Raw genomic sequence first — 23593 nt, 5'->3', positions numbered from 1 at the left:
CGATCAATCCAGCGGCAACGCCCGAATCCCTTCCGCATCGATCCGCAGATAACCGCCACGGCGCTCGCCGTGGTCGAGATCCCAATCCGGCAAAACCCAGCGCGTGCCGGCCAGCTCACGATGCCGCGCCGGCCGATGCGTGTGCCCATGGATCATCGTGGCCGTTTTCGACGACTTGAATAACGCCGCGACGGCCTTCGGCGTCACGTCATACTTCGCCAAAATCGGACGCGAGCGGCCTAGCTCGCTTTTCGACCGCATGTTTTCCGCCAGTGCCTGACGCCAGCGAAACGGCCACGCGAGAAACAGCATCTGCGCGAAACGGCTGCGCGCAAAGCGCCGGAATAATTGATAGCCGCGATCCGAGGTGCAGAGGCCATCACCGTGCGCGAGCGCGATACGCGTTCCGAATGCGGTGATCACAAACGGATCGGGTAGCCAGATCGCGCCGGCCGCTTTCATGAAACGCTTGCCGAGTAGAAAGTCGCGATTGCCGTGCATGATGTAGAGCGCGATGCCGCGTTCCGACAGCGTATGCAGCAACGCCGCCATGCGCGCGACGAACGGCTCGGCGAGCATGTCGTCGCCGATCCAGTACTCGAACAGGTCGCCGAGAATGAAAACCGAATCCGCCTGCTCAGCCGTGACGCGAATGAAGTGCTCGAACGCGGCGACCGTGTGCGGAATCGCCTCGCTCAGATGAATATCGGAGAGGAGAAAAAACGGGCGTGCGGCGTGCGGGCGTTTGCCCTCGCCAGGCACGCCCGCGGCGACGCTTCGCAGCGGCGTTTCTTGCAGCATTGAAGGTGCCTGATTTCAGTTCAAACGGGTTGGCACTTATCGGACGCTTAGTCGACGATCACTGCTTTTTCGATCACGACGTCGTCGGCCGGCACGTCCTGATGGAAGCCCTTCGAACCCGTCTTGACCTTCTTGATCTTCTCGACAATGTCCATGCCGTCGACCACCTTGCCGAACACGGCGTAGCCCCAGCCCTGCGGCGTCGGCGACGAGTGGTTCAGGAAGTCGTTGTCGTTCACGTTGATGAAGAATTGCGCGGTCGCCGAATGCGGGTCGTTCGTGCGAGCCATCGCGATCGAGCCGTTGACGTTCTTCAGGCCGTTGTTCGCTTCGTTGGTGATCGGCTCAGCCGTCGGCTTCTGCTTCATGCCGGGTTCGAAACCGCCGCCCTGGATCATGAAGCCGTCGATCACGCGGTGGAACACCGTGTTGTCGTAGTGACCGGCCTTCACGTAGTTGAGGAAGTTCTCAACCGACTTCGGCGCCTTTTCAGCGTCCAGTTCGAGTTTGATGACGCCGTGGTTTGTATGCAGTTCAACCATGATGGAATCCTTTGATGAACAGGGTGGGTAAAAGACACGGCCGGCCGTCATGTGAGGTGCGATGACGGCGGGCCGCGCCGGGTGCATGGATTGAGCGCTGACTTCCTGTGCAGGGTGCCAAGTGCTGTTCGTGCTGTTTCAGTGCTGCTTTGTCTTCTGTTACTTGCCGACGACCGTAGCCGACTCAATCACGATCGGCTTTTGCGGCACGTCGCTCATCGGGCCACGCGTGGTGGTAGGCGTGCCCTCGATCTTCTTCACGACGTCCATGCCGCTCGTGACCTTGCCGAACACCGCGTAGCCGTTGCCGTCCGGATTCGGATAGTCGAGGCCGGCGTTGTCCACCGTGTTGATGAAGAACTGCGCGGTGGCCGAATCCGGATCGCTGGTGCGCGCCATGGCGAGCGTGCCGGCGGTGTTCTTCAGACCGCTACGGCTTTCGAGCGGAATCGGCGCGCGTGTGGGCTTCTCAGCGAAGCTTTGCGTATAACCGCCACCCTGAATCATGAAGCCGCGAATCACGCGATGGAAAATCGTGCCGCTGTACTGGCCTGACTTCACGTAGTCGAGGAAATTGGCGACGGTTTTCGGCGCCTTCTCAGGATACAACTCGACGCGGATGTCGCCTTCCGTGGTCTTGAAGAGGACGGACGGATGCGCGGCCTGCGAACCGGACTGGGCAAAGGCGGGGGCGTTTGCGATCAGGGCGGCGCTGCCGAGCGCCAACATCAACCATTTCATGAAGATCCTCAGGGTTGGAAAAAACGTGTTGCCGAAAACGGTGACGGTGTTATTTCGACGGCGCCATGTACGGCGGCATGGCGAGCGAGCCATTTGGGCCGCCGAACTGGAAGCTCGGTGTCTGTGTCATGTCTGAGCTCTCTCGCGCGGCACTGGCCTCGGCAGGCGCGGCGGCGACCTTCTTCACCGGCGCGGTGCTCTTGGGCGGCGAGATGACCTTCTGGATGTCGGCGAGGCGCTGCGCGGTGGCGGCGCTCGCTTTGCCGAGGCTTTGCGCGCGACGGTAAGCCGCGTCGGCCATGCGCAGGTACAGATCGCCGAGATTCTCGTACGCGAGACCGTAGCCCGGATTCACCTTGATCGCGGTTTCGAGCGCGGCGCGTGCTTCGTCATAACGGCCGTGCTTCGCATAGAGCGCCGCCAGGTTGTTATAAGGCTCGGGCAGCTCCGGATACAGTTGCGTGAGTTCGGTGAACGCGGTGATCGCATCGTCGTCGCGATCCAGATGGGCCAGCACCGTGCCGCGCTTGAATTTTGCTTGCGCGTCATGCGGATTCGAGGCGATGCGCGCGTCGAGCTGGGTCAGCGCGGCTTGCCAGTTCTTCTGCGCAATCGAGGCGTCGATCTCCGGCGTATTGTCACGCACGGCGGGGCCCTGCGGTAGCGTGGGGGCTTTCTGCGCATACGCGGCAGAACCCGGCAAGACCGTGAGGACGACGGCGCAGAATGCCGTCGCGGCGAGGGTCGCAGCGCTGCGCGCGCGGCCGCTGGAAGGTTTCATAGGCTCGGGTCTGGATGTTATACTCCGACCCATTCTAACAAAAGGTCTGCGCGTTCCGTCGAACCGCAAACTGTCTTTTCGCCACTCGTGGTCGTCTCCGCCTTGATCGCAGCCTGACCGCCGCACCAGGTGCACCGGTTTGCTGCTGTGCGTGCTTGTAGTACAGAGCGGCAGTACAGGAAGCACCCGCCGTCTTCCCGCGGGGGCCTCATGCACGAAACAGCACGAAACACATTGCGGATTTCTTTCGGCCCACGCACCGTTCTCTATGGAATCACTGCGCATCTACAACACGCTCGCGCGTGACAAGCAAACTTTCGTGCCGCTGCAAGATGGCGTCGTGCGGATGTACGTCTGCGGGATGACCGTATACGACTATTGTCACGTCGGTCATGCGCGGGTGATGGTCGTGTTCGACATCGTGCAGCGGTGGTTGCGCACACTCGGTTACGACGTGACCTACGTGCGCAACATCACGGACATTGATGACAAGATCATCCGGCGCGCAGTGGAGAACGGCGAAACGATCAAATCGCTGACCGATCGCTTCATCAAGGCGTTGCATGAAGACGCGGATGCGCTCGGCATCGAGCGGCCCGATCTGGAGCCGCGCGCGACTGATTTCATCCCGCAGATGCTCGGCATGATCGAGCAGCTCGAGGCAAACGGCTACGCGTATCAGGCGAGCGACGGCGACGTGAACTACGCGGTGCGCAAGTTCGCGGGCTACGGCAAGCTGTCGGGCAAGTCGCTTGAAGATCTGCGCGCGGGCGAACGGGTTGCTGCGAATGACGCGAAGCAGGACCCGCTCGACTTCGTGTTGTGGAAGCCGGCCAAGGCGGACGAGCCGGCCGACACCGGCTGGGATTCGAAATATGGGCGTGGCCGCCCGGGCTGGCATATCGAATGCTCGGCCATGGGCTGCACGTTGCTGGGCGAACATTTCGACATTCACGGCGGTGGTCAGGATCTGCAGTTTCCGCACCACGAGAACGAGATTGCACAAAGCGAAGCTGCGACCGGACAAACCTTCGTCAATTACTGGATGCACAACGGCTACGTCCAGATCGACAATGAGAAGATGTCGAAGTCGTTGAACAACTTCTTTACGATCCGCGAAGTATTGGCGCAGTACGATGCCGAGGTCGTGCGCTTTTTTATCGCGCGCGCGCATTACCGTTCGCCGTTGAATTACAGCGACGTGCATATCGACGACGCCCGCAATGCCCTCGCACGTTTGTACACCGCGCTGAAAGACGTCATACCCGACAGCGCGGAGCTTGACTGGAACGAAGCGCATGCGCAGCGTTTCCGGGCAGCCATGAACGACGACTTCAACACGCCGGTTGCAGTGTCGGTGTTGTTCGAGTTGGCAACTGAAGTAAACCGCACGCGCGACCCCGCGCTGGCCCGTCAATTGCGCTCGCTTGGCGCTGTGATCGGGTTGCTCGGCCGAGAGCCGCGTGCATACCTGCAGCAGGCTGCGGGCGCCGCCGCGGAAGGCGCGCTCGACGCCGCGGCGATCGAAGCGAAGATCGCCGCGCGCGTGGCGGCCAAGCAGGCGAAAGACTATACGGCAGCAGACCGGATCCGGGCCGAATTGCTCGAGGCCGGCGTTGCACTTGAAGACAAACCCGGCGGGTTGACCGAGTGGCGGCGCGTGTGAGCGCACCTCGAGCTTCCCTTTGATCGACTCGCCAGGCAGGAGGCAGGATGGCAACGGCCACGAAGACGCCGGCTAAACGAGCCACGTCTCAAACAAACGCGGCAGCCGCGGCAAAGTCGACACGTACGTCGGCTCGCGCGGGCAGCAGCGCGGTAAAAAAAGCATCGTCGAAAACCGCCGGGGTGGCGGCGAAGACGGGAGTGGGTGCAGCGACGGGTGTAGCGAAGAAGGCCACGGCCAAGCGCGCGCTGAACGGCGCGTCGGTGCACGCGCCTGTCTCGACGCGCGCCAAAGCACCGCGTGCAAAAAGTAATGGCGGGTTGCCCGCTGAACTTGCCGGCGACGTGCAGGAACTCGCGCGCATTACGCACGAAGGGCACGAAGGTGAAGTCGTCCGTAAGACGCGCGCGTCATCGAGTGCCGGCGGCGAAGCGGCGGGTGCTACTGAACTCGCGGTGCCGGTGCAGATCGGCGACCTCACGCCTGAAGTTACCCGTCCGGCATATTGGGACAAGGCGTGCGCGGACCTCGTCAAGCGCGACCGCATTCTGAAGAAGCTGATTCCGAAGTTTGGCCCGGTGCATCTGCTGAGCCGTGGCGATCCGTTCGTCACGCTCGCGCGTTCGGTGGTCGGGCAGCAGATTTCGGTGGCATCCGCGCAAGCAGTCTGGGCGAAAGTCGAGGCAGCGTGCCCGAAGCTCGTGCCGCAGCAGTTCATCAAGCTCGGTCAGGACAAGCTGACCGCGTGCGGGTTGTCGAAGCGCAAGGCCGAATACGTGCTCGATCTTGCAGAGCACTTCGTGTCGGGCGCGTTGCACGTCGGCAAGTGGACCTCGATGGACGACGAGGCGGTGATCGCCGAACTCACGCAGATCCGCGGCATCGGCCGCTGGACGGCGGAAATGTTCCTGATCTTCAATCTGTCGCGCCCGGACGTGTTGCCGCTCGACGACCTCGGCTTGATCCGCGCGATCAGCATCAATTACTTTAGCGGCGAGCCGGTTACGCGCAGTGAAGCGCGTGAGGTTGCGGCAAACTGGGAGCCGTGGCGTACTGTCGCGACCTGGTATATGTGGCGTAGTCTCGATCCGTTGTCGGTCGATTACTAAGTGCCCCCAAACCTGGCGCTTCGCACCAGGCCCCCCGAGGGGGCGGGCAATCCCCCAAGGGGACTTCCTGCGGGGCGGAAAACTTGGGGCGGCCCGGCGTTTTCTTGAAAAGAATAAGAAGCAATGTTATTTCGAAAGCTATCGATTGTTAAAAATTGATAGTTGCGAGATGGTTTTGACATCGGCGAGCGCGGTTAGAATACGCGCTGCCGGTAAGTCCAAGGATTACAACCAATGAAGACCACCTTTCTGGATTTCGAACAGCCGATCGCTGAACTCGAAGCGAAGATCGAAGAATTGCGCTTCGTGCAGGACGATTCGGCCGTCGATATTTCGGAAGAAATCGAGCGGCTGTCCAAGAAGAGTCAACAGCTCACTAAAGATCTGTACGCGAACCTCACGCCGTGGCAGGTTTCGCAGATCGCCCGACACCCCCAACGCCCGTACACGTTCGATTACGTGAGCGAGCTGTTCACCGATTTCCACGAGCTTCACGGCGACCGCAATTATGCGGACGACCTGTCGATCGTCGGCGGCCTCGCGCGCTTTAACGGCCAGGCTTGCATGGTGATCGGCCATCAGAAGGGCCGCGACACCAAGGAGCGCGCGCTGCGCAACTTCGGCATGCCGCGTCCGGAAGGCTATCGCAAGGCCGAACGCCTGATGCGTCTCGCCGAGAAGTTCGGCTTGCCGATCTTCACGTTCATCGATACGCCGGGTGCCTATCCGGGTATCGGCGCAGAAGAGCGCGGCCAGTCGGAAGCGATCGGCCGCAATCTGTACGTGATGGCTGAACTCAAGACGCCGCTGATCGCCACGATCATCGGTGAAGGCGGCTCGGGCGGCGCGCTGGCGATTGCCGTCGGCGACAGCGTGTTGATGCTGCAATTCTCGACCTATTCGGTGATTTCGCCGGAAGGTTGCGCGTCGATCCTGTGGAAGAGCGCAGCGAAAGCGCCGGAAGCCGCGGAAGCGCTCGGCCTGACCGCGCATCGTCTCAAGGCGCTCGGCCTGATCGACAAGATCGTCAACGAGCCGCTGGGCGGCGCGCATCGCGATCCGAAGGGCATGGCCGCGATGCTGCGCCGTGCGCTCGCCGACTCGCTGCGCCAGTTCCAGGGCATGAGCATCAACGACCTGCGTCAACGCCGTTTCGAACGGTTGATGTCGTACGGCAAGTTCAAGGAAACGACGCCGGGTGTTTAAGCCCGCGCGCGTTCTCTTTCGTCCTTCAGCGCTTGACGCGCTAGCGACGTGACTCCCACCGCCGATTCGCCCGCCGACCGCCTCGTTCTCGAGGCGGTCGGCGTGGCGCTGTCCGTGCTTCCTGCGAGCGCGCGCATTGCGATTGCGTTCAGTGGTGGTGTCGATTCGACTGTGCTGCTCGATGCGGCGGTGCGTGTCGCGGGTGCGTCGCGTTGTGTTGCGGTGCATGTGCATCACGGTCTGAGCACTCATGCAGACGAATGGCTCGCGCACTGCAAAGTGTTTGCGCAGGCACGTGGCGTCGAGTTCGCGGCGCAGCGTGTCGAGGTGCCACGCGACGTGGGCATAAGTGTCGAGGCCGCGGCGCGCGATGCGCGTTATCGCGCGCTGGACGCAATGTGCGCGGCACACGGCGTTCACACGCTATGGCTCGCTCAACACGCTGACGACCAGGCGGAGACGGTCCTGTTGCAACTGCTGCGCGGCGCGGGCCTTGCGGGTCTTGCGGCGATGGCGCCTGAGTATTTGCCCGCGGGTGCCGCGGCGGTGCGCGTGAGACCTCTACTGCATCTGTTGCGTGCGCAACTCGAGCAGTATGCGAGCACCCGCGATCTGCGCTGGATCGACGACGAATCGAACGCGGATCTACGCTACGCGCGCAACGCATTGCGCCACGAGGTGACACCGGCGCTGGCTGTCCACTTTCCTGGTTTTCGCGACGCACTCGCGCGCACAGCGGCGCATGCGGCATCGGCGCAGCGTCTCCTCGACGATCTCGCGCGTATCGATCTGGACGGAGCAGGACGCGATGAAGGCCGCGCGCTTTCGCATGACGCGCTGCTCAGCCTCGACGACGATCGCGCGCTCAATCTGCTGCGCTACTGGATGCGGACGCTGGGTCTCGTTGCCGCATCGACCGCGCGTCTTGTCGACGCTTTGCGCCAGTTGCGCGAAGTCGGCGAGGCAGGCGAGGGCCATAGCCTGCGGGTCGATCATGCAGGGCAGGCGTTGCGCAGTTATCGCGGTCTCGTCTACTGGGAAGCGGGCGATAGCAGCGAACCCGCCGACGAAACCGCGCTCACTGAGCGCGCAGCCAGCGAACTCGCATGGCAGGGTGAAGCGATCTGGCGTTTGCCGCAATGGCGGGGCACCTTTGTGTTTGTCGCGGTCGATGCGGATCGGGATGGAGAGGCCGGCGAGGATTCCGATGTCGATGGCAATGCCTTTGGCGGTGCCGATGCAACACCGGACGATCCCGATACGGTTCCCCTCAGCGTTCTACGCCGGGGGTTGTTGAGCGCGCGTTCGCGCAGCGGCGGCGAACGGATGCGCACCAGCGCCGCACCAGGCAGCCCGAGCCGCACGCTGAAAAATCTGTTCCAGGAGCGCGGTATTCCCGCATGGAAACGCGACGTGCCGCTGCTTTATGTGGGTGACGACCTGCTGTTCGTGCCCTTGCTCGGCGTGAACCGCGCGGCGATGCCCGGGCAAGTGGATGCGGCCGAACCGTGCATCAGGATCATCTGGCGCGACGATCTGCTGATCGCCTGACCGACCGGTCAGACGGGCGGGTTATCTATCCCGTGAATCCCCGAAATAGGGCGCAAAACCGCACCGGACAAGCCTTTTCGGCCCGTAATACGGACCATTCGACGGGCATTTTGGCTTGTCTTTTTGCGCTCGATCGGGTAATTTAACTTGTTTGCCCGACCCGATTTCGACATCGCTGTCGTCGCCGTTGCCGGTTTGTGAGCGTGATCCGTCGTTTCCGGTAAGCAAGCCACTAGCGATCATTCCCGGGCAAATCCGCGCGTGCTGCACGCGCGCTGCATCTACGCCGCCACACACTTTGCCGCCGTTCACAAGACGTTGCGCCCCTGTGCTTTTGTGCGGTCGTCTCCAGCGCGCCAGCGCGGTTTATCCTCCAGTTCAGAACGACAATGGCACTCATCGTACATAAATACGGCGGCACCTCGATGGGCTCGGTCGAGCGCATCAAGAACGTCGCCAAGCGCGTCGCGAAATGGCACAAGGCCGGCCACAAGATGGTCGTCGTGCCGTCGGCAATGTCCGGCGAAACCAACCGCTTGCTCGGTCTCGCGAAAGAAATCACGAGTCAGCCGAGCCCGCGCGAACTCGACATGATCGCCGCTACGGGCGAGCAGGTCAGTTCGGGGCTGCTCGCTATCGCGCTGCAGGAAGCCGGCGTCGACGCGGTCAGCTATGCCGGCTGGCAAGTGCCGGTCAAAACGGATAGCGCGTTCACGAAAGCACGCATCAGCGAAATCGACGGCGAGCGCGTGCTGCGCGATCTCGACGCGGGCAAAGTGGTGGTGATCACAGGCTTCCAGGGTATCGACCCTGAAGGCCACATCACCACGCTCGGCCGTGGCGGTTCGGATACGTCCGCTGTCGCCGTCGCTGCCGCATTGAAAGCCGACGAGTGCCTGATTTACACGGACGTCGACGGCGTCTACACGACCGACCCGCGCGTGGTGGAAGAAGCGCGCCGCCTCGATCGCGTGACGTTCGAAGAAATGCTGGAAATGGCAAGCCTGGGTTCCAAGGTGCTGCAGATCCGCTCGGTGGAATTCGCCGGCAAATATCAGGTGAAGACGCGCGTGCTGTCGAGCCTGACCGATCCGCTCATCCCGCTCGACACTGAAATGAAGTCGGGCACCCTGATTACTTTTGAAGAAGACGAGACCATGGAAAAAGCAGTCATCTCGGGCATCGCGTTCCAGCGTGACGAAGCTCGTATCGCCGTGATGGGTGTGCCCGACAAGCCGGGCATCGCGTATCAGATTCTCGGCCCGGTGGCGGACGCGAATATCGACGTCGACATGATCATCCAGAACCAGAGCGTCGAGGGCAAGACGGCCTTCACGTTCACGGTCGGCCGCGGTGACTATCAGCGCGCCATGGACATCCTCACGAGCCAGGTGAAGGGCCACGTGCAGGCTGAGCAGGTGCTGGGCGATCCGAAGGTGTCGAAGGTGTCGGTGGTCGGCGTCGGCATGCGTTCGCACGTGGGTATCGCGAGCACGATGTTCCGCACGCTGTCGGAAGAGGGCATCAACATCCAGATGATCTCGACCTCCGAAATCAAGATTTCGGTGCTGATCGACGAGAAGTATATGGAACTCGCCGTGCGCGCGCTGCATAAGGCGTTCGAACTGGATCAGGCGTAATTTGCTGGTCAGGGTGGGGCGTACAAGAGCGCCTCATCGCTTGATGCGTGATTGCATTCGCGAGCAATGTGACGGGGTAATGTGCCGGGGTGAAGTGCATGAATTGCGTCGTCGATGACAAAACTGGCACAAAAAATGTGCGGTAGACATTGACCTTCACGGTTCGGCCCGCTATTATCTTGGCTTCGTTGCGCTGACTCCCTGCGCAACCGAAAGTTTGGGAGACGTGGCCGAGAGGTCGAAGGCACTCCCCTGCTAAGGGAGCATCTGGGCCAAAACCTGGATCGAGGGTTCGAATCCCTCCGTCTCCGCCAGCAATGGCGGCAAACCCCGCAGAGTCTAGGCTCTGCGGGGTTTTGTTTTTTCAGCTCCAGAACTCCTGCCATTCTGAAACGGCACTCAACCCAACCTGCATCAACATCAAAACGCGTGCCGCAGCCCCACCATGCCGACGAATTGCGACGGCCCTGACGACGGCGTCGTATTCTGCGAGTCGCCAACCACCGCCACCGCGTCAGTAATACTCGTCCCAGTGCTGCCCGCCGCAACCAGTGTCTTGCCCCGCGCATGCTGATACGCCTGCAATGCGTACAACGTCGTGCGAGTGGAGAGGTTGTACGTCTGCTCGAGCGAAATCTGCTGATAACGCGCAGCATCGCTGATGCCATTCGCTTTGCTGGCCTGCGTGTAGCTGTAGCCGGCGCCGACCGTTATGGCTGACGAAATCCGGTACGTGGAAATCACGCCGTAGGTATTGAATATGCCCTCGTCGGTGAAGAACGAGCCGTTGCCCGGCGCGTACTGCACGTTCGAATAGTTCACGCCGACCATCAGGTCCTGGTGTGTGTAGCGAGCCGCCGCGGCGAACAACTGCGCGCTGCGTGCCGTCGCATAGCCGCTGTTCACCGGCGAGTTGACAGCATAGGTGCCGAGCGCCTGGCTCGTCGCGATGTCTTTCAGTTTCACGTAACCCACCGCGATCGCGAACGGCTGGTAGTCGTAGCGAGCCGCCGCGCTGAATTGGCTGCCGCTGGCTACGCTGCCCGGCACACCGCCCAGGCCGTACTGCGCGCCGAATTGCAAACCGGCGAGGTTCGGCGAAAGATAGGTAACCGAATTGTTGAGGCGCAACGTGGTGTCGAGCGCGTCGAGGTCGCCCGGATGCGCACCGGTCGCGCCCGTTAGTACGCCGGTGGGTCCAAGTGCGCCGACCATCTGGAAGTAGGGCGTGTACTGGCGGCCGAGTGTCACCGTCCCATATCGGTCGTTGGTGAGTCCTACGTACGCTTGCCGATTGAAGATATAACCCGCGCTGCTCTGCGCGCCAGTTAGCGAGTTGAAGCCGCTTTCAAGCCGGAAAATCGCCTTCGTGCCGCCACCAATGTCTTCCGCGCCGAGCAGGCCGAACTTGCTCGCCTGCAGGTTGCCCTGGCTCATGTAGAAGTTGGCGTGTCCTTTCTGATTGCTGGAATAGGCGAACGCGTTATCGACGATGCCGTACAGCGTAACGCTGCTTTGCGCCAACGCACCGGTTGATAGTACGGCGCCCGCAAACGGCAGGCACGAGAGGACGAGTGCGCGTGTACGCGCGCGCTTCAGTGAGTTCATGGTTTGCGGGTCTCCGGATTAGATGTGTGATGGTTGCGCTTCAGGTTGGTGATGCATGCTTTGTCAGTGGGCGATGGAGATCGTCAAGCATCGCCAGCCGTCGGCCGTATGGTCGGCCACCAGCGCGCCGTCAATGCAGACCGCAGCGCGCACTTCGCTTGTCGGCACGAACAGTCGAATCTGTTGCTGCGGCTGCTGAATCCAGCCTTCGCGCACGATCGAAACGCGCAGCTCGCTTGCATCGCTCGTGATCGTGATGTTCCAGTGGCCTTGCGCGCCTGTGCGCCAGGCTTCGCTTTCGCCGTCGTCTTCCACGCAGCGGCCGCGAGCGATGCCTGTACCGGCGTGCGGCACGGCGATGAACGCACGTTCGTCGGCGGGACGGCCGAAGTGTTGTTCAGCCATGTTCAACGGAATCACGCTGCCCTCACGCAGCAAGGCAACCGGCTGCTCGAATGGGGCAGGCAGGTTCACCGTCTGGCCGCCTTCGAACACCGCGCCGCTCCAGTACGACACCCAGCGCGCGCCGGTCGGCAGGTAAACGTTGCGCGTCGACTGGCCCGCCTCGACCACCGGTGCGACCAGCATCGACGAACCCAGCATCATGTCGTCGCCATCGACGAGGCAGCGCGGATCGTGCGGAAACTCCGCGAACATCGGACGCAATACCGGTTCGTACGCGCTGTGCGATTGCCATAGCAACTCGTACAAGTAGGGAATCAGCCGGTAGCGCAGTTTGATGAGCGCAGCCACCTGCTGCGTCACTTCGGGATGCATCCAGGGCTCGTTGACCGTGCCGTCGTCGTTCCAGGAATGAATGCTGAAACGCGGCAGGAAGACGCCGAAGGCGACCCAGCGGGCGAACAACTCCGGACCTGGCGCCGGACCCGAGAATCCGCCGATATCGTGACCGCTGTTCGACACGCCGGACATGGCGAGCCCGAGGCCCATCTTCAGATTGAAGCGCAGCGTTTCCCACGAGGTGTAGTTGTCACCAGACCATGTCTGCACATAGCGCTGCATGCCGACGCCGCCCGAGCGGGATACGAGAAACGGCCGGCGATCGGAGGCGTACTCACGCTGCGCGTCGTGCGACGCGCGCATCATCAACTGCGTTTGCAGCACCTTCGCCTCGCGCGCCGGATACGGTTGGCCGAAGCCCTGAGCCATCGCGTCGGGCGACCAGATCTCGAACTCATTGTTGTCGTTCCACGTTGCGGCGACACCGTGTTTCAACAGGCTGTCTTTCACACGCGCTTTCCACCAGTCGATGGTGTCGGGATTCGTGAAGTCGAGATACGCGCCGACTTCGTCCCAGAACTGCACCCACGCCGGATCGCCATCGCGCGACTTGATCAGCAGGCCGGCGCGCGCCACTTCGTCGAACGCCGGATGATCCTGCAACAGACACGGCTTGATGTTTGCGCATAGACGCACGCCATGCTCGAGATAGCTCTGCACGAAGCCGTCGATATCCGGAAACTTCTCGTGGTTCCAGTTGAACACGTAACGCTTCGCACCGATCGACGTGTAGCCCGACGACAGATGGAACGAATCGCACAGCATGTCGTGCTCGCGGCATTGCTCGATGAATTCGCCCATCCGGTGCTGCGCATCGGGCGCGTCGGTGTAGCTCATCGTCGAGCCGGAGTAGCCCAGTCCCCACTTCGGCATCCAGGCCGGACGCCCGGTCAGCCACGTAAAGCGGCGCACCGCATGCAAGGGCGTGCCCGCCGACGCGATGAAGTAATAGTCGAGGTCGCCATGCTCGGCGACAAAGTGCCGGTAGTGGCCGTGATAGTTATCGAGCTCGCGGCCCATGTCGAAGCGGCAGTCGGCAAGCGTGTCGTAGAACAGGCCGAATCCTGTCGACGTTTGCGGCTGCCACGTCACGTAGAAGGGGATGTGCTTGTAGAGCGGGTCCGTCGTGCGTGCGCTATAGCCCATTGCGTCGATGTTGCGCATTTCGTAGGACTGGTCCGCTCGGTTGAGCGAACCGGCGCGCTCGCCCAAGCCGACATATATTTCGTCCGTGCGACGCTCGATGTAGTGATATACGCGCTCGTCCCACCAGCCGAAGTTATACGCCTGCGTCGTCCGATCGCTCATCACGCGCTGCCACGTCGAGTCGTGCAGGATGTCCCATGCGCAGAACCCACCGTTCAGCGTGACCGTCAAACGGATGCACGCCGTTTCAACGACAACCTGCTCAGCGTTGGCCGATACGTCAAACCGGGGTGGCGTGAAATCGCCCATATCACGGCGATCGCGGCCTTCGAGCGGAACGTCGTCCGCGCCCGGCGCGATGGACCAGGTCCGCGGACCGTGCGTATCGCCGTCCGGCAGCACGAGCACCCGGATGATGTCTTCGGCAAGAACGAACAGTTCAATCCGGCAGTTTTCCTGCGCGGTGAGAACGATGTGGTTGCCGATCTGGGAAGACAGTGAAAAACACGGCGGGTGTTTCAGATTCGTTAGTGAACGCATGATGTGTCTTCGAGTGAGGTCACGCAGCAGTGCTGGCGTTGTTGTCGACGTGATGCGGACGCACGTCGCGTTTGACGCCGCGCATCAGAATGATCAGCAGCGTGGCGCCGATCAGGTCGAAAGCACCGAGGGCGCCGAAGAGCGGCGTGTAGCCGATCGAATCAGCGAGCGCGCCGACCAGCAGCGAAAAGCCCAAGCCGCCGATCCACGCCGACATTCCTGCAAATCCGGCGACGGTGCCGACTTCGCTGGGGTCGAACACGTCGGCTGCCAGTGTGTTGACGAGCGCCGAGATCATCTGATGCGCGAAGCCGCCCACGCAGAAGAGTGCGATTGCCTGATACGGCGAGGCGACGAGGCCGATACATGCCGGTCCGAGCATCATGAAGGCGCCGAGCACGACGCCCGCGATACGCGACCCGATCAGCGGTATGCGCAAATGCTTCATCAGGAACGGCGACAGGTAGCCGCCGAAGAGGCCACCGAGGTCGGCGGCGAGAAATGGCAGCCACGCGAACATTGCGATCTGCTTCAGATCCATGTGGCGTTGCGTCGCGAGGTAAAGGGGAATCCAGAAGCTGAAGGTTTGCCACGCAGGTTCCGCGAAGAAACGCGCTTGTGCGATCGCCCAGAACCTGCGCGTGCGGAGGACTTCGCGGATGCTGCGCCGCTGCGGCGCGGCCGGGGTTTGTCCGCTGACGATCGTTTCGCGCTCTGCCTCGCTGATACGCGCGTGATCGGCCGGCGAGCGGTACAGCACATACCAGGCGGCGGCCCAGACGAAGCCGAGCGCACCGGTCACCGCAAATGCGCTTTGCCAGCCATATCTCAGCGACAGGAAGACGACGAGCGGCGGGGCGAGCAGCGAACCGAGCGACGTGCCCGCATTGAAATAGCCCACCGCCACGGATTTCTCGCGATTAGGAAACCACTCGGCGACCACCTTCATGCCGGCCGGAATGGCGACGGCCTCTGTCAAGCCCATGAGTCCGCGCAAAGCCGCCAGGGAGAGCCAGCCGCTCGCGAAACCGTGCAGTACGCCCGTCAGCGACCAAAGGCAGGCGAACAGTGCAAAGCCGAGGCGCAAACCGATCAGATCGATGATCAGGCCGCACACCGGCTGCATGATCGTGTAGCCGACCTGGAACGCACCGACTACGTACGAATACTGCTTTGTGCTCATGTGCAGCAGCTGCGTCAACTGAGGCGCCATCACGCCGAGGGCGTTGCGCGACAGATAGTTGACGATCGTCCCGGCACACACGAGCGCAATGATCCACCAGCGCAAACCAATGATTGTTTTCAAAATCTGTCTCCGTACCCAATGTGTCCGCTGACTGTCCGCTGGACGGCAGGCATGCGCGAATTCGAACATTTATCGGCGTTTAGTGTCAGTCATCGTATCACTGGTTGCGCCACGATGCACCAGGGAAAACCATGGGCTAAGTGGTTGAGTCTCTTGGAATATCAAACGAATAAGGCTTTTCAGGAGATGCTTCGATAACAATGAGGTCGGACGACCGGCGACCGCTAAACATCGCGGAAATGTTCTTTCGAACATCAAATGTTCGTTTTGGTGGTCCGTGCGAATGGGCGCGGCGGGTGTCACGGCAATCGCGGCGGCGGAGTGGAGGCGATACACGACGCTTTGCAACGCCATGCCACCTTGCGATCTGATTTGAATCGCCCAAAGGGCGGAGCGGCGCGAACGCGCGGCAAGGCAGGGACGACTGATGCGGATGGAGCGGGCGGGTTTCGGATGTCGGCCAGGTCCGTTACGTGCCGCAATAATGATTCGATATCCTATGCATATCAATGCGCCGGCAATGCCGCGGCCTCAAGGTTGGTCGTGGCGCCGACAACCGGATGACCTGGCGCGTGCGAGCGCTGCGGCAGGAATTGCCCCGCAGCGGCGGGGGCGGCAAAAGATGGGCAACTTGCCGACAGATGGGAGCCTAACGGCGAGGCAACGCAATTACACCGCCACGACTTTTTCACCAAACCTTTGTCCAATGTAACGAGACGTAACCAGGCGGCCAGCAGCGCGATGTTATGCATCAGTTATTACAAAGTTGAAATACGCGGATGGCGGCCTTGCGCTATATTTCGCCCAACAACACATTCTTCAAAAGGGTGAATCAATGAAGTCCGCACGTCTTGTTCCACTTCTGATCGGGGTTCTCGGGTTGGCTGCGTCGGGTGCTGCAATGGCCGGTGGGCTCAGCGTTGGTGTCAACATCGGTATCCCCGCGCCGATCTACGTGGCCCCGGCTCCGGTCTATGCACCGCCGCCGCCGCCTCCGCCGCCTGTCGTCTATCAACCGGCTCCCGTGTATTACGGCGGCCCGGCGATCGTGATTGGCTGGCATGGCGACCGTTACTGGGACGGCCGCCGCTACTGGGCGCGTGATGACTGGTATCGCCATCATCCCCCGGGCCGCTACGATTACGGCCGTGATCACTACGACAATCATCGTGGCTGGCACTAAGCCGTTAAGAAGCCGCGGCTGATGCAGTCGCCGTGTTGAAAAGAACCGCCCTGAAAAGGGCGGTTTTTTATTGCGTTCGCGAAACCGGCAGACTGAGCCGAAGGCGCCGAGTCAACGCAGCAAGCATAGTTACTCGGCGACAGCCGCCATGCCGCCGACCACGGCATTCAAGCCGCTATCCACGTGCACGATTTCCGCCGTCACGCCGGCTGCCAGATCAGACAGCAGAAACGCAGCGGTATTGCCGACCTGTTCGGTCGTCACACTGCGCTTGAGAGGCGCGTAGTTTTCGACGAATTCGAGATTCCGGCGTGAGCATGGATTGCGCGGGTTTATTGGGTAGAATTCCCTCACATTGAAATCGCCCACTGACCAACAAGGCCCCCATGACAACTGGCTCGCGATGGGTTCAAACGCCTCGTGCACTTTGGTGTAGCGTGATTCACAGGCTATCGCGTGTCGGTCTACCGGTTGTGCCGCGCTCCTCGCGCTCAGCGTGCGCCGTCGCGCTGTGCGGTGTATCCGCCCTGGCCGGTTTGCTCGCGGCGCCCGAGGCTCAGGCGGTCTATGCGATCGCCCAATACGGCGAGCCGAAATATCCCCCGGATTTCAAGCACTTCGACTACGTCAACCCGGATGCGCCAAAAGGCGGCACGCTAGTGCTGGCCAATCCCAGCCGGCTCACCAGTTTCGATAAATTCAATCCGTTCACACTGCGCGGCAACCCCGCACCGGGCATCGACCTGATGTTCGAAAGCCTGACCATCGGCAGCAGCGACGAAGTGGCGTCCGCCTATGGCCTGCTCGCCGACGACATCAATATCGCGCCGGACGGGCTGTCGACTACCTTCCACATCAATCCGCGCGCACGCTTTTCGAACGGCGATCCGGTCACCGCGGACGACGTCAAGTTTTCGCTCGACACGCTAAAGAGTCCGCAGGCCGCACCGCAATTCGCGTCGATCTTCGGCGAGATCACGCGCGCGGTGGTGGTCGATCCGCATACGATCCGCTTCGAGTTTCATCAACGCAATCGCGAGTTGCCGCTGCTCGTGGGCAGCATGCCGGTTTTCTCGCGCAAGTGGGGGGTGAAGCCGGACGGCAGCCGGATTCCGTTCGACCAGTTGGCGTTCGAAAAGCCGATCGCCAGCGGGCCTTATCTGATCGATCAGTACGACAACGGCCGCACGATCACCTTTCGGCGCGACCCGAATTACTGGGGCGCGGCGCTGCCGGTGCGCGTCGGTACGAATAACTTCGATCGCATTGTCTACAAGCTGTATTCGGATAACGTCGCGCGGCTGGAGGCGTTCAAGGCCGGCGAATACGATGCGATGGTCGAATACGTCGCGCGCAATTGGGTGCGGCGTGACGTCGGCAAGAAGTTCGATAGTGGCGAGTTGATCAAGCACGAATTTCCGCAGCATAACGGCACGGGCATGCAGGGCTTCATGCTCAACCTGCGCCGGCCGTTGTTCCAGGACGTGCGGGTGCGCAAGGCGCTCGATCTCGCGCTCGATTTTCAGTGGCTGAACCGCCAGTTGTTCTTCAATCAGTACACACGCATCGACAGCTTCTTCGCCAATACGGATTTGCAGGCGAAGGGCCTGCCAACGCCGGGCGAACTCGCGCTGCTCAATCCATGGCGCGCAAAACTCGATCCGGCCGTATTCGGTCCGCCGCCGAAGCAGCCGGACACGGATCCGCCGGGTTCGCTGCGCACCAATCTGCTGCAGGCGCGTGCCTTGTTGCAGCAGGCGGGGTGGACCTATCGCGACAACGCGTTGCGTAACGCCAAGGGCGAGCCGTTCGAATTCGAAATTCTCGACGACTCCAGTTCCGAAGCGGCGATGTCGCCGATCGTCGCGACGTACATCCGCAATCTGCAAAAGCTCGGCATCAAGGCGACGTTTCGTGTGTCCGATTTCGCGGTGTATCAAAAGCGCCTCGATAATTTCGATTTCGACACGACCACGATTCGCATGCCCGATGTGCAGGTGCCGGGCACCGAACAGATCGACCGCTTCGGCAGTAAAGCCGCCGATACGCAGGGCTCCGACAATGTGATCGGGCTGAAGTCGCCGGTGGTCGACGCGGTGCTGCGCGCGTTGGTGCAAGCGCAGACGCGCGAGCAACTGGTGGATGCGACTCACGCGCTCGACCGTTTGCTGATGCATGGCTACTATGTAGTGCCGCACTGGTACAGCGCGACGCACCGGGTGGCGTTCAAGCGCGGCCTTGCGTGGCCCAGGACCTTGCCTCTGTACTATGGAGCGGAAGGCTGGATCACGTCGATGTGGTGGTATGCACAGCCGCAACCGCCGCAGCCGCCAGCTCAGTCGAACTAAAAGCGTCCATTCACTCACCGCCTTCGCACCGGAAACGACGCCATGTGGAGCTACATCCTCAAACGCCTGCTGTTGATGATCCCGACCTTGCTTGGCGTGCTGACGCTGACCTTCGTCGTGATCCAGTTCGTCCCGGGTGGCCCGGTCGAGCAGATGCAGCATGAGCTGCGCAAAGGCGCGGAGAACGGCGCGCCGTTCGGTCTGCGCGCGCATAACGGCGTCGACGCGCAGCAGATCGCGCAACTGAAAGCGCTGTATGGTTTCGACAAGCCGCCGCTCGAACGCTACGTCCTGATGCTAAAACGCTTCTCGACGTTCGACCTTGGGCAGAGCTATTTCCGCCACCAAAGCGTGTGGTCGCTGATTGTTTCGAAGTTGCCGGTGTCGATCAGCATCGGCTTATGGACGTTCTTTCTGACGTACCTGATATCGGTGCCGCTCGGCATAGCCAAAGCGGTGCGCAACGGTTCGCGCTTCGATATCGCGACGAGCCTCGTGGTGTTGATCGGTTACGCGATTCCGGGCTTCGTGCTGGGTGTGCTGTTGCTGGTCCTGTTCGGCGGCGGCAGTTTCCTGCAGCTCTTCCCGCTGCGTAATCTCACCTCGGATAACTGGGCGCAGTTGAGCCTCGGCGGCAAGATCGTCGACTACCTGTGGCATATCACGTTGCCGATCACGGCCTCGGTGGTGGGCAGTTTCGCCGTCGTCACGATGCTGACGAAGAACGCCTTCCTCGACGAAATCCGCAAGCAATACGTGCTGACCGCGCGCGCCAAAGGTTTGTCGGAAAGGCGTGTGCTGTGGAAGCACGTGTTTCGCAACGCGCTGCTGCCGTTGATCGTCGGTTTTCCGGCTGCGTTTATTGGTGCGTTTTTCACCGGCAGTCTGCTGATCGAGACGCTGTTCTCGCTCGACGGACTCGGACTGCTGTCGTATGAATCGGTGGTGCGGCGCGACTACCCGGTCGTGCTCGGCACGCTGTACCTGTTCACGCTGATCGGTCTTGCGACCAAGCTGATTTCCGATCTTTGCTATGTGTGGGTCGATCCCCGCATCCAATTCGAACAACTGGAGCGCTGATGAATCGAGCCCGCCTTTCAGCCGATGCGGCGGCGCGCACCGAACCGGTTCGCGCGTTCGTCTCGCCAACGCCTGCGCGTCGCGTCTGGCAGCGTTTCCGCCAGCAGCGCCTAGGCTACTGGAGTCTGATCATATTCGTCGTCGCATTTGCGGCGAGCCTCGCCGGCCCGCTGTGGTCGAACGACAAGCCACTCGTGGTGCGCTACGAAGGGCAGTTGTATTTTCCGATGTTCAAGACCTACGCGGAGACCACTTTCGGCGGCGACTTCCCGACGCCCGCCGATTATCTCGACCCGTATATCAAGCACCGTTTCGACACGCCGGGTAACTTCGCGGTGTATCCGCCGAACCGGTACTACTACGACACGCTGAATTATTTCTCGAAGGAGCCGAACCCGGCCCCGCCGTCGCGCGATAACTGGCTCGGCACCGACGACCGTGGCCGCGATCTCTTCGCACGTCTTCTGTACGGGTTTCGCGTGTCGGTGGAATTCGGGCTGGTGCTGACCTTGATTGGCACCGTGCTCGGGATCGCCGCGGGCGCCGTGCAGGGTTACTTCGGAGGGCGTATGGATATCATCGGGCAGCGCCTGATCGAAATCTGGAGTGCCATGCCGGAGCTTTACCTCCTGATCATTTTCTCGTCGATCTTCGAGCCGGGGTTCATTCTGCTGATCGTACTGTTGTCGCTGTTCGGCTGGATCGGCTTGTCCGACTACGTGCGCGCGGAGTTTCTGCGCAACCGTCATCAGGACTATGTGCGTGCGGCGCGGGCGATGGGGCTTTCGAGCTGGCAGATTATGTGGCGGCACGTATTGCCCAACAGTCTGACACCCGTGATCACGTTTCTGCCGTTCCGCATGAGCGGTGCGATTCTCGCGCTCACCAGCCTCGACTTTCTCGGCCTCGGCGTGCCATCGCCAACACCGAGCCTGGGCGAGCTGCTTGCGCAAGGCAAAGCCAATCTCGACGCATGGTGGATCTCGTTGTCCACTTTCGGCGTACTCGTCGCGATGCTGTTACTGCTGACCTTCATGGGCGATGCCCTGCGCAACGCGCTGGACACCCGCATCTCGGACGCCATGCGCGCGGGAGGCAACCAGTGAGTGCCATCGTGGAGAACAACGCAAAACAGGGTATGACGCCGCCGTTGCTGGAACTCGATCATCTGCACGTGAGCTTCGGCGATACGGTCGCGGTGAGCGACGTGACGCTCGCGATCCAACGCGGCGAGCGGGTCGCGCTGGTCGGCGAATCGGGTTCGGGCAAGAGCGTGACCGCTCTGTCGATCCTGCGTCTGTTGAGCGACGCGCAGGTCAGTGGCTCGATCCGTTTCGACGGTCGGGATCTGCTCGCCAAAAGCGAGCGTGAGATGCGCGGCATGCGCGGCTCCGACATCGCGATGATCTTCCAGGAGCCGATGACGGCCCTCAATCCGCTCTATACGGTCGGTGACCAGATTGCGGAGACGATCGTCGTGCATGACGGCGTAACGGCGAACGAGGCGCGTAAGCGCGCCGTGGCGTTGCTGGGGCGCACGGGCATTGCCGAGCCCGGCAAGCGCGTGAACAGCTATCCACATCAACTCTCGGGCGGTCAGCGGCAGCGCGCGATGATCGCGATGGCGCTCGCGTGCCGCCCACGCCTGTTGCTGGCCGATGAGCCGACCACGGCGCTCGACGTGACGATTCGCGCGCAGATCGTCGACCTGCTGCTGGAACTGCAACGCGACGAAGCCGAGAAACGCGGCATGGCCGTGCTGCTGATCACGCACGACCTGAATCTGGTGCGGCACTTTGCGCAACGCATCGCGGTGATGGAGAAGGGCGTGCTGGTGGAGAGCGGCCCGGTCGAGCAGGTGTTCGAGTCGCCGCAGCATCCGTACACGCAGCGTCTGCTGGCGAGCCGTCCGCAGCGCACGGTGGTCCCGGTACTGCCGATTTCACCGGTGCTGCTCGAGGCGCGCGATGTCTCGGTCGATTTCAAAACAAAACTGCCGGGCTTGAGCGGCTGGTTTCGCTCGGGGCGCTTCCACGCGGTCGCGGATGCGAGCGTGTCGGTGCGTCAGGGGGAGACGCTGGGGATCGTCGGCGAATCGGGGTCGGGCAAATCGACGCTCGCGATGGCCTTGCTCGGTCTGCAACGCACCGCGCACGGTGAGATCGAGTTTCAGGGCAGGGCGCTCAGGAGCTATCGCGGCGCCGAACAGACCGCCTTGCGCTCGAATATGCAAGTCGTCTTTCAGGACCCGTTCAGTTCGCTTTCTCCGCGCCAGACCATCGAGCGGATCGTCGGCGAAGGGCTCGCGCTGCATCGGCCGCAAATGAGCCAGGAGGCGCGGCGCGACAAGGTGGTGTCGGTGCTGCGTGAAGTGGGTCTCGACCGCACGGTGCTGTACCGCTATCCACACGAGTTTTCCGGCGGCCAGCGTCAGCGGATTGCAATTGCGCGTGCTCTGGTGCTGGAGCCACGCATCCTGATCCTCGACGAACCGACCAGCGCGCTCGACGTGTCGATCCAGCAGCAGGTGCTGAAACTGCTCGCCGGGTTGCAACAGAAGTACAACCTCGGCTTTGTTTTCATCAGCCACGATCTGGCCGTGATCGGGGCGATGGCGCATCGTGTCGCAGTCATGCAAAACGGATCAATCGTCGAAAGCGGCGACGTTGAGCAGATTTTTGCGACACCGGCGCACCCTTACACTCGAAAGCTGCTGAAAGCGGCGCTTGACCACTGATTTTGCACTCTTTCACCAATTGGGTGCCTGTCTCGATTGTATTTTTCTATTTGTTTTGACACGTGAATACTTACTGGCTAGTATCGACCAAACTTTTTTCCGTAGCCCACTGATTTTTAGGCAAAAAATACCGACCAATGCAGCACAGAAACCTAACCCAGGCTTGCACGCGCGTCGTCGCCGGGATGTTCATTGGCGTCTTGATGGCAGCAACTCCCGGCGCGTTCGCCGACGAAGTAAGCAGTTTTAATCAGAATGCCTCATATTCGACCCCCAGCGGGTCGAATTCTTTGTCCCCCCTCAATTCGCAATCGGCCGCTCCCGACAGCGACGGCGGCGCCAAATCGTTCCTTTCCGGCATGGCCGGAAAAGCGGGCGACGTGGTGGTCGGCGCGCTGAACATGATCGGCGTTCGCTACCGTTGGGGTGGTAATACGCCCGATTCGGGGCTCGATTGCAGCGGCTTCGTGCGCTACGTGTTCCAGGACACGCTCGGTATGGCGCTGCCGCGCCGCGCTGAGGAAATGAGCCGTGTCGGCGAGAAGGTTCGCGTCAGCGACCTGAAGCCGGGCGATCTGGTGTTCTTCAACACCATGCGCCGTACGTTCTCGCACGTCGGCATCTACATCGGCGACAACAAGTTCGTGCATTCGCCTTCCACGGGCAGCACGATTCGCGTCGACGATCTGGATAGCGGCTATTGGGAAAAGCGTTTCACGGGTGCACGCCGGATCGAGACGTCCTATCAGGACGGTGAAGATCTGCGCAAGCGCGTGAATGCTTCGATCGGCGGTAATCAGTAACTGA

Annotated in this window: 18 protein-coding genes, 1 tRNA gene and 1 pseudogene; 12 read left to right on the top strand and 8 right to left on the bottom strand. The window is 61.6% G+C overall.

Going from position 1 to position 23593, the window contains the following annotated elements:
• Positions 1-3 precede the first annotated feature (3 nt).
• The 4 genes from GNZ12_RS29210 to GNZ12_RS29195 form a co-directional block, all read right to left on the bottom strand.
• A complete protein-coding gene (locus GNZ12_RS29210; protein ID WP_172315624.1) occupies positions 4-801 on the bottom strand; it encodes a UDP-2,3-diacylglucosamine diphosphatase in 798 nt (265 codons plus the stop codon).
• A 47-nt stretch (positions 802-848) separates the two neighbouring features.
• A complete protein-coding gene (locus GNZ12_RS29205) occupies positions 849-1343 on the bottom strand; it encodes a peptidylprolyl isomerase (protein WP_054041841.1) in 495 nt (164 codons plus the stop codon).
• Positions 1344-1502: 159 nt separating this feature from the next.
• On the bottom strand, positions 1503-2084 hold the full coding sequence (locus tag GNZ12_RS29200; protein WP_172315623.1) for a peptidylprolyl isomerase: 582 nt from the start codon (positions 2082-2084) through the stop codon (positions 1503-1505).
• A 49-nt stretch (positions 2085-2133) separates the two neighbouring features.
• Positions 2134-2865, bottom strand: coding sequence for a tetratricopeptide repeat protein (locus GNZ12_RS29195; RefSeq protein WP_172315622.1), 732 nt, complete (start codon positions 2863-2865; stop codon positions 2134-2136).
• A 268-nt stretch (positions 2866-3133) separates the two neighbouring features.
• On the opposite strand from GNZ12_RS29195, the gene cysS reads away from it, so the two are divergent.
• The 6 genes from cysS to GNZ12_RS29165 all read left to right on the top strand — a co-directional run bounded on the left by cysS (position 3134) and on the right by GNZ12_RS29165 (position 10351).
• Complete coding sequence (gene cysS / locus GNZ12_RS29190) at positions 3134-4531, top strand: cysteine--tRNA ligase (RefSeq protein WP_172315621.1); 1398 nt, start codon at positions 3134-3136, stop codon at positions 4529-4531.
• Between the two features lie 47 nt (positions 4532-4578).
• Complete coding sequence (locus GNZ12_RS29185) at positions 4579-5640, top strand: endonuclease III domain-containing protein (RefSeq protein WP_172315620.1); 1062 nt, start codon at positions 4579-4581, stop codon at positions 5638-5640.
• Between the two features lie 234 nt (positions 5641-5874).
• On the top strand, positions 5875-6846 hold the full coding sequence (locus GNZ12_RS29180) for an acetyl-CoA carboxylase carboxyltransferase subunit alpha (RefSeq protein WP_172315619.1): 972 nt from the start codon (positions 5875-5877) through the stop codon (positions 6844-6846).
• A gap of 48 nt (positions 6847-6894) precedes the next feature.
• Complete coding sequence (tilS, locus tag GNZ12_RS29175; RefSeq protein ID WP_172315618.1) at positions 6895-8397, top strand: tRNA lysidine(34) synthetase TilS; 1503 nt, start codon at positions 6895-6897, stop codon at positions 8395-8397.
• 389 nt (positions 8398-8786) lie between these two features.
• The gene (locus GNZ12_RS29170; RefSeq protein WP_172315617.1) at positions 8787-10037 is read left to right on the top strand and encodes an aspartate kinase; all 1251 of its coding nucleotides are present in this window, start codon (positions 8787-8789) and stop codon (positions 10035-10037) included.
• Positions 10038-10257: 220 nt separating this feature from the next.
• A tRNA-Ser gene (locus GNZ12_RS29165) sits at positions 10258-10351 on the top strand.
• Between the two features lie 106 nt (positions 10352-10457).
• Here GNZ12_RS29165 and GNZ12_RS29160 read toward each other — a convergent pair.
• The 3 genes from GNZ12_RS29160 to GNZ12_RS29150 form a co-directional block, all read right to left on the bottom strand.
• Positions 10458-11645 carry a porin gene (locus GNZ12_RS29160; protein ID WP_172315616.1) on the bottom strand — a complete coding sequence of 396 codons (1188 nt, stop codon included), beginning with the start codon at positions 11643-11645 and terminating at the stop codon, positions 10458-10460.
• 63 nt (positions 11646-11708) lie between these two features.
• Positions 11709-14132, bottom strand: a complete 2424-nt coding sequence (locus tag GNZ12_RS29155; protein WP_172315615.1) for a glycoside hydrolase family 31 protein — start codon at positions 14130-14132, stop codon at positions 11709-11711.
• 19 nt (positions 14133-14151) lie between these two features.
• Positions 14152-15438, bottom strand: coding sequence for an MFS transporter (locus tag GNZ12_RS29150; RefSeq protein WP_172315614.1), 1287 nt, complete (start codon positions 15436-15438; stop codon positions 14152-14154).
• 835 nt (positions 15439-16273) lie between these two features.
• On the opposite strand from GNZ12_RS29150, the gene GNZ12_RS29145 reads away from it, so the two are divergent.
• On the top strand, positions 16274-16621 hold the full coding sequence (locus GNZ12_RS29145) for a hypothetical protein (RefSeq protein WP_172315613.1): 348 nt from the start codon (positions 16274-16276) through the stop codon (positions 16619-16621).
• Positions 16622-16750: 129 nt separating this feature from the next.
• Here GNZ12_RS29145 and GNZ12_RS29140 read toward each other — a convergent pair.
• Positions 16751-16924: pseudogene (locus tag GNZ12_RS29140) on the bottom strand (SDR family oxidoreductase); the annotation flags it as partial.
• An 83-nt stretch (positions 16925-17007) separates the two neighbouring features.
• Here GNZ12_RS29140 and GNZ12_RS29135 point away from each other — a divergent pair.
• The 5 genes from GNZ12_RS29135 to GNZ12_RS29115 all read left to right on the top strand — a co-directional run bounded on the left by GNZ12_RS29135 (position 17008) and on the right by GNZ12_RS29115 (position 23589).
• On the top strand, positions 17008-18969 hold the full coding sequence (locus GNZ12_RS29135) for an extracellular solute-binding protein (protein WP_216673403.1): 1962 nt from the start codon (positions 17008-17010) through the stop codon (positions 18967-18969).
• 42 nt (positions 18970-19011) lie between these two features.
• The gene (locus GNZ12_RS29130) at positions 19012-20049 is read left to right on the top strand and encodes a microcin C ABC transporter permease YejB (protein WP_172315612.1); all 1038 of its coding nucleotides are present in this window, start codon (positions 19012-19014) and stop codon (positions 20047-20049) included.
• On the top strand, positions 20049-21155 hold the full coding sequence (locus GNZ12_RS29125) for an ABC transporter permease (protein ID WP_074283057.1): 1107 nt from the start codon (positions 20049-20051) through the stop codon (positions 21153-21155). Before GNZ12_RS29130 ends, GNZ12_RS29125 begins: the two co-directional genes overlap by 1 nt.
• A 32-nt stretch (positions 21156-21187) precedes the next feature.
• Positions 21188-22786: an ABC transporter ATP-binding protein gene (locus GNZ12_RS29120; RefSeq protein WP_172315662.1), complete on the top strand. Its 1599-nt coding sequence runs from the start codon at positions 21188-21190 to the stop codon at positions 22784-22786.
• A gap of 137 nt (positions 22787-22923) precedes the next feature.
• Entirely contained in the window at positions 22924-23589 is a 666-nt protein-coding gene (locus tag GNZ12_RS29115; protein ID WP_172315611.1) for a C40 family peptidase, read from the top strand.
• Positions 23590-23593: the final 4 nt, after the last annotated feature.

The sequence above is a fragment of the Paraburkholderia solitsugae genome (assembly GCF_013177695.1).
In the GTDB taxonomy this organism is placed as follows: domain Bacteria; phylum Pseudomonadota; class Gammaproteobacteria; order Burkholderiales; family Burkholderiaceae; genus Paraburkholderia; species Paraburkholderia solitsugae.
Note: the sequence above shows the minus strand (reverse complement) of the source record. Positions and strands in the feature narration are given on the sequence as shown.

Bases quoted from the DNA above. Each gene is read 5' to 3' on its own strand.
- GNZ12_RS29210 (WP_172315624.1), bottom strand. From the start codon at position 801: ATGCTGCAAGAAACGCCGCTGCGAAGCGTCGCCGCGGGCGTGCCTGGC.
- GNZ12_RS29205 (WP_054041841.1), bottom strand. From the start codon at position 1,343: ATGGTTGAACTGCATACAAACCACGGCGTCATCAAACTCGAACTGGAC.
- GNZ12_RS29200 (WP_172315623.1), bottom strand. From the start codon at position 2,084: ATGAAATGGTTGATGTTGGCGCTCGGCAGCGCCGCCCTGATCGCAAAC.
- GNZ12_RS29195 (WP_172315622.1), bottom strand. From the start codon at position 2,865: ATGAAACCTTCCAGCGGCCGCGCGCGCAGCGCTGCGACCCTCGCCGCG.
- cysS (WP_172315621.1), top strand. From the start codon at position 3,134: ATGGAATCACTGCGCATCTACAACACGCTCGCGCGTGACAAGCAAACT.
- GNZ12_RS29185 (WP_172315620.1), top strand. From the start codon at position 4,579: ATGGCAACGGCCACGAAGACGCCGGCTAAACGAGCCACGTCTCAAACA.
- GNZ12_RS29180 (WP_172315619.1), top strand. From the start codon at position 5,875: ATGAAGACCACCTTTCTGGATTTCGAACAGCCGATCGCTGAACTCGAA.
- GNZ12_RS29170 (WP_172315617.1), top strand. From the start codon at position 8,787: ATGGCACTCATCGTACATAAATACGGCGGCACCTCGATGGGCTCGGTC.
- GNZ12_RS29160 (WP_172315616.1), bottom strand. From the start codon at position 11,645: ATGAACTCACTGAAGCGCGCGCGTACACGCGCACTCGTCCTCTCGTGC.
- GNZ12_RS29155 (WP_172315615.1), bottom strand. From the start codon at position 14,132: ATGCGTTCACTAACGAATCTGAAACACCCGCCGTGTTTTTCACTGTCT.
- GNZ12_RS29145 (WP_172315613.1), top strand. From the start codon at position 16,274: ATGAAGTCCGCACGTCTTGTTCCACTTCTGATCGGGGTTCTCGGGTTG.
- GNZ12_RS29135 (WP_216673403.1), top strand. From the start codon at position 17,008: ATGACAACTGGCTCGCGATGGGTTCAAACGCCTCGTGCACTTTGGTGT.
- GNZ12_RS29130 (WP_172315612.1), top strand. From the start codon at position 19,012: ATGTGGAGCTACATCCTCAAACGCCTGCTGTTGATGATCCCGACCTTG.
- GNZ12_RS29125 (WP_074283057.1), top strand. From the start codon at position 20,049: ATGAATCGAGCCCGCCTTTCAGCCGATGCGGCGGCGCGCACCGAACCG.
- GNZ12_RS29120 (WP_172315662.1), top strand. From the start codon at position 21,188: ATGACGCCGCCGTTGCTGGAACTCGATCATCTGCACGTGAGCTTCGGC.
- GNZ12_RS29115 (WP_172315611.1), top strand. From the start codon at position 22,924: ATGCAGCACAGAAACCTAACCCAGGCTTGCACGCGCGTCGTCGCCGGG.